At 71.0% G+C, this 5,628-nt stretch carries 5 protein-coding genes; 2 read left to right on the top strand and 3 right to left on the bottom strand.

Translation table 11 applies throughout. From position 1 onward, the window contains the following. Nucleotides 1–170: 170 nt before the first annotated feature. Both ACWGI8_RS38170 and ACWGI8_RS38165 read right to left on the bottom strand, forming a co-directional pair. Nucleotides 171–1,637 carry a sensor histidine kinase gene (locus tag ACWGI8_RS38170; protein ID WP_453668030.1) on the bottom strand — a complete coding sequence of 489 codons (1,467 nt, stop codon included), beginning with the start codon at nucleotides 1,635–1,637 and terminating at the stop codon, nucleotides 171–173. Between the two features lie 353 nt (nucleotides 1,638–1,990). Further along, on the bottom strand, nucleotides 1,991–2,602 hold the full coding sequence (locus tag ACWGI8_RS38165) for a TetR/AcrR family transcriptional regulator (protein WP_453668029.1): 612 nt from the start codon (nucleotides 2,600–2,602) through the stop codon (nucleotides 1,991–1,993). 83 nt (nucleotides 2,603–2,685) lie between these two features. On the opposite strand from ACWGI8_RS38165, the gene ACWGI8_RS38160 reads away from it, so the two are divergent. Beyond that, on the top strand, nucleotides 2,686–3,444 hold the full coding sequence (locus tag ACWGI8_RS38160) for an SDR family oxidoreductase (RefSeq protein WP_453668028.1): 759 nt from the start codon (nucleotides 2,686–2,688) through the stop codon (nucleotides 3,442–3,444). 41 nt (nucleotides 3,445–3,485) lie between these two features. On the opposite strand, the gene ACWGI8_RS38155 is transcribed toward ACWGI8_RS38160, so the two are convergent. Next, nucleotides 3,486–4,556: an SIS domain-containing protein gene (locus ACWGI8_RS38155; RefSeq protein WP_453668027.1), complete on the bottom strand. Its 1,071-nt coding sequence runs from the start codon at nucleotides 4,554–4,556 to the stop codon at nucleotides 3,486–3,488. A 172-nt stretch (nucleotides 4,557–4,728) separates the two neighbouring features. Here ACWGI8_RS38155 and nagB point away from each other — a divergent pair, with 172 nt between their 5' ends. Next, nucleotides 4,729–5,514: a glucosamine-6-phosphate deaminase gene (nagB, locus tag ACWGI8_RS38150; RefSeq protein WP_453668026.1), complete on the top strand. Its 786-nt coding sequence runs from the start codon at nucleotides 4,729–4,731 to the stop codon at nucleotides 5,512–5,514. Nucleotides 5,515–5,628: the final 114 nt, after the last annotated feature.

The raw sequence follows: 5,628 nt of genomic DNA, 5'->3' as shown, positions 1-5,628 counted from the left end.
GTGTCCATACGGTCCGGGGCTCGCTGCTGTTCCCGGCGGAATCGGCCGGGCCGCTTCCTGGCTCCGCACCGATCGGCCGGGCTGCTGCTGGCTCCGCACCGATCGGCCGGGCGCTGCTGGCTCCGCACCGATCGGCCGGGCTGCTTCTGGCGCTGCCCGGCCGGCCGCGGCTACTTCTGGCTTCGCACCGGGATGTCGAGGACGACGCGCGTGCCACGGCCGAGGGCGGGCTGCATGTCGAAGCTGCCGCCCAGCTCCCCCTCGACCAGGGTCCTGACGATCTGCAGGCCGAGATTGCCGGCCCGCTGCGGATCAAAGCCTTCGGGCAGTCCGCGGCCGTCGTCCTGGACGGTTATCAGCAGCCGCTCGTCGGAGCGCGGGCCTCCGCGTACCGCCGAGACCTCGACCGTGCCGTGCTCTCCCGGGGCGAAGGCGTGCTCCAGGGCGTTCTGCAGGACTTCGGTGAGGACCATGGAGAGCGGAGTCGCGACCTCGGCGTCGAGGATTCCGCAGCGGCCGGTGCGGCGGCATTCGACCTTGCCCGGGGAGATCTCGGCGACCATCGCGAGCACCCGGTCGGCGATCTCGTCGAACTCGACACGCTCATCCAGGTTGTGAGACAGCGTCTCATGGACGATCGCGATCGAGCCGACGCGGCGGACCGCCTCGTTGAGCGCCTCCCTGCCGCGCACGGAGTCCATCCGGCGGGCCTGCAGCCGCAGCAGCGCGGCGACCGTCTGGAGGTTGTTCTTCACCCGGTGGTGGATCTCCCGGATGGTGGCGTCCTTGGTGATCAACTCCCGTTCGCGGCGGCGCAGTTCGGTGACGTCGCGGAGCAGTACGAGGGAGCCGATGCGGGGGCCCTTGGGCTTGAGCGGGATGGCGCGCAGCTGAATGACGCCGCCGCTGCCCTCGACCTCGGCCTCGCGGGGCGCGTATCCGCTGGCGAGTTTGACCAGGGCTTCGTCGACCGGGCCGCGGGACGGGGCGAGTTCGGCGGTGATCTGGCCCAGGTGCTGGCCGACGAGATCGGCGGCGAGGCCGAGGCGGTGGTACGCGGAGAGGGCGTTCGGGGACGCGTACTGGACGACACCGTCGGCGTCGAGGCGGATCAGTCCGTCGCCGGCGCGCGGGGAGGCGTCCATGTCGACCTGTTGGCCGGGGAAGGGGAAGGCGCCCGCGGCGATCATCTGGGCAAGGTCCGAGGCGGACTGGAGGTAGGTGAGTTCCAGGCGGCTCGGGGTGCGGACGGTCAGCAGATTGGTGTTGCGGGCGATCACTCCGAGTACGCGGCCGTCGCGGCGCACGGGGATGGACTCGACCCGTACCGGCACCTCCTCGCGCCACTCCGGGTCGCCCTCGCGCACGATCCGGCCCTCGTCGAGTGCGGCGTCGAGAAGAGGACGGCGGCCTCGTGGAACCAGATGCCCGACCATGTCGTCCTGGTAGGAGGTGGGGCCGGTGTTGGGCCGCATCTGGGCGACGGAGACGTAGCGAGTACCGTCGAGAGTGGGAACCCAGAGCACGAGGTCGGCGAAGGAGAGGTCGGAGAGCAGTTGCCACTCCGAGACCAGCAGGTGGAGCCACTCGAGGTCGGACTCACTCAGAGCGGTGTGCTGGCGTACGAGATCGTTCATGGAGGGCACGCTGTGAGCGTACCTTCGGTATGAACCTGACGTGATCGGGCTCCGTGGTGGAGGATGGGCCCGGAACAAGTCCGTGCGCATGGATGGACAGACCAGAATGGTCTAGTCCACAATGATGTGGATCGCATCACCCCGGGGGCCCACCCCGGATCCCGAAATACCTCCACCCTCCCCGCACAGGAGGGTGGACCGAGGTACCCGGCGCTCTCTGCCCTGACTGCGCCGAGACCTCTCACGGCCGCGTGGGACCGCACACCCCGCCGGCCGAGCAACTCCGGGCTGCGGTGCCGGACGGGTTGAGGGTCCCGTCCTGGCGCCGCGGCCCGCGGGTGTTTTCGAGGCCTTCACCGCGGGTCCGGCTCCGCCCCCGGCCACGCCCGCATCGCCACCTCCCCCGCGGCCTGCAGGACCTCTTTCGTCGCGCCGTCGCGGGCCTGGAGCGAAAGACCCTGGAGTACAGCCGCGCTGAAGCGGGCGAGGGCGGCCGGGTCGGTGCCGGGAGGAAGGGCTCCCGAGGCGACATCCGCGCGGATACGGGTCTCGATGGCGGCGCGGGCGATGTCGCGCCGGTCCCGCAGGGCGGCCGCGACCTCCGGCGTCGTGCAGTTGACCGCCCCGCCGATCACCAGGCAGCCCCATGGGTGTGCCGGGTCGGAGTACTCCGCCGCGCCCTCGCGCACCATCCGTTCCATGGCGGCCCGGGCGGTGGGCTCCTCGGCCAGGGCGCGGCCGAGGAAGGCGCCGTGCGTGTCCCCGTACGCGCTCACGACCTCCTCGAAGAGGGCCTTCTTGTCGCCGAAGGCCGCGTACAGGCTCGGCGCGCCGATGCCCATGGCGCGCGTGAGGTCCGCGACCGAGGTCGCTTCGTAGCCGTGCTCCCAGAAGACCATCGTGGCCTGCCGCAGGGCCGCCTCCCGGTCGAAGGAGCGAGGCCTGCCGCGCTGTTTCGTCGCCATGCCGAGAATTCTATAGCGATCGTTCGAGAATCTGTTACGGTTGATTTCTGTAACGATCACTATGGAAATTGGGAGGCATCGCCATGGGCGCGCTCACAGGCAGGACGGCACTGGTCACCGGCGGCAGCAGGGGCATCGGACGGGCCATCGCGGAGCGGCTCGGACGGGACGGCGCCCGGGTGGCCGTGCACTACGGCAGCAACGAGGCCGCGGCGAAGGAGACGGTCGCGGCGATCGAGGAGGCGGGCGGCGAGGCGTTCGCGATCGGGCAGGAGCTGGGGGTGCCGGGGGACGCGGCGGGACTGTGGGAGCAGTTCGACCGGGCCTCCGGGGGCGACGGGCTGGACATCCTGGTCAACAACGCCGGCATCGCGGGGGGACGCGGGTTCGCGGACATCCGCGAGGAGGACTTCGAGCGGACCTTCGCGGTGAACGCCAAGGCACCGTTCTTCGTGACCCAACTGGGCGCGGAGCGGCTGCGGGACGGCGGCCGGATCATCAACATCTCCTCCGGGCTGTCCCGGGCCGCGGTGATGCCGGACCTGATCGCCTATTCGATGAGCAAGGCCGCGCTGGACATGTTCACCCGGAATCTCTCCAAGATCCTCGGACCCCGTGGCATCACGGTGAACGCGGTCGCCCCCGGCATCATCGACACGGACATCAACGCGGACTGGCTGCGCACGAGCGACGAGGCACGGGCGGGCGCGGCGGCGATGTCGGCGCTGGGGCGCGTGGGCACTCCGTCCGACATCGCCGATGTGGTCGCCTTCCTCGCCTCCGACGCGGGCCGCTGGATCACCGGCGAGTGGCTCGACACGACGGGCGGCTCGCTGGCGTGACGGGGTGTGGGAGGAACGCGGTTCCCCGGTTCCCCCACACGTCACCGCGTTTCGGTGACCTTCGCGAGAGCCCGCGGCGCGTCCGGGTCCTGGCCGCGGGCGATGGTCACCTCGTACGCCAGGAGCTGGAGCGGAAGGATCTCCAGGATGGGCTGGACCTCCTCCGCCACTCCTTCCGTGGGCAGGACGAACCCCGCGGAGGCCGCCTCGACCTGAGGCTTCGGGCCGACGACGACCAGGTCCGCGCCGCGGCCGCGGAGGCGGTCGAGGACGGGCTGGAGGGCCTCGCCGCCGCGGCCGTCCGTCACCACCGCGATCACCGGGGAGATGTTGTCGACCATGGCCAGCGGCCCGTGCAGCAGGTCGGCGCCGGAGTAGGAGAGAGCCGGGATGTAGCTCGTCTCCATCAGCTTGAGGGCCGCTTCCTTGGCCGTCGGATAGCCGTAGCCCCTGGACGTGATGACCATGCGCTCGGCGAAGCGGTAGCGCGAGGCCAGGGTCTTCACCTCGGCCCGGCGGGCCAGGATCTCCTCCGCGAGGCCGGGGAGGACGTGCGCGGCGGAGCCGTCGCCGCCGCGCAGCCCCTCGACGAAGAGATAGAGGGACAGCAGCGACGCCGTGTAGGTCTTGGTCGCCGGGAGCGCCTTCTCCGGCCCGGCCAGGATGTCGATGTGGAACTCCGAGACCGCGGCCAGCGGCGAGTCCGGGTTGTTCGTCACGGCGAGGGTGACCGCACCCGCCTTGCGCGCGGCCCTGGTGGACGCCACCAGGTCCGGGGAGCCGCCCGACTGACTCACCGTGATGACCAGGACGTCGGTGAGATCGGGCTTCGCCCCGTACGCCGTCGTCGTGGACATCGAGGTCAGCCCGCACGGCAGCCCGAGGCGGATCTCCAGCAGGTACTTCGCGTAGAGCGCCGCGTTGTCGGACGTGCCGCGTGCGGTCAGCAGGACGAAGCGCGGCTTCCGCGCGGCGATCTCCGAGGCGACCGCACGGATCCTCGGCGCTCCCCGGTCGAGGATCCGGCGCAGCACGGCGGGCTGCTCGGCCATCTCGCCGGACATGATCGTGCCCGGCTGCTCGCGGTGCTCGGCTGACGTCGTGGCGGACATGCTGGGCCTCCAAAAGTGGCTGCGTACGTGCCTGCGTACGGTCCGGACGCCGTCCGGCTCAGTCGACCACGGGGGCCCGCGCCCCCGCCAGCCGGCATTCACCGGGGCGTCACCCCATTCTGCTAGATTGGTCTATACCACAGTGACCTTTCAACCGATCGGCAGGCCCAGCGTGGAAGTTGTCATCGTCCAGGACGCCAAGGCAGGCGGAGAGCTCATCGCCCAGGGCATCGCGGACCTGCTCCGCCGCAAGCCCGACGCGCTGCTCGGGGTGGCCACCGGATCGACGCCGCTGCCCATCTACGAGGCGCTGGCGGCGAAGGTACGGGCCGGGGATGTGGACGCGTCCCGGGCGCGGATAGCCCAGCTGGACGAGTACGTGGGCCTGCCGGCCGGGCACCCCGAGTCGTACCGCTCCGTCGTTCTACGTGAGGTCGTCGAGCCGCTCGGACTGAGCGCGGACGCCTTCATCGGCCCGGACGGATCGGCGCAGGACGTCCAGGCCGCGTGCGAGGCCTACGACGCGGCGCTGGCGGAGGCGGGCGGCGTCGACCTCCAGCTGCTCGGGATCGGCACGGACGGGCACATCGGGTTCAACGAGCCCTGCTCGTCGCTCGCCTCGCGTACGCGGATCAAGACGCTGACCGAGCAGACGCGTGTGGACAACGCGCGGTTCTTCGACGGGGACATCGCGCAGGTACCGCATCACGTGATCACGCAGGGGATCGGGACGATTCTGGAGGCGCGGCATCTGGTGCTGCTCGCGACGGGCGAGGGGAAGGCGGAGGCGGTCGCTCAGACCGTCGAGGGGCCGGTCGCCGCGGTCGTGCCGGCCTCGGCGCTCCAGTTGCACCCGCACGCGACCGTGGTCGCGGACGAGGCGGCCGCGTCCAAGCTGAAGCTTGCGGACTACTTCCGGCACACGTACGCGAACAAGCCGGCCTGGCAGGGGCTGTAGGCCCTGTCCGGGCGATCTCGTCGGGCCCGCGACGCCGGCTACGGCACCTCGCTGCGTTGTCGGAGTCGCCCAAGTACGCCCAGTACGAGGGCGATCTCCCCCAGAGCTGCGCCT

This window comes from Streptomyces sp. NPDC054841, from assembly GCF_053611045.1.
This window is presented reverse-complemented; position numbering and strand designations above follow the sequence as displayed.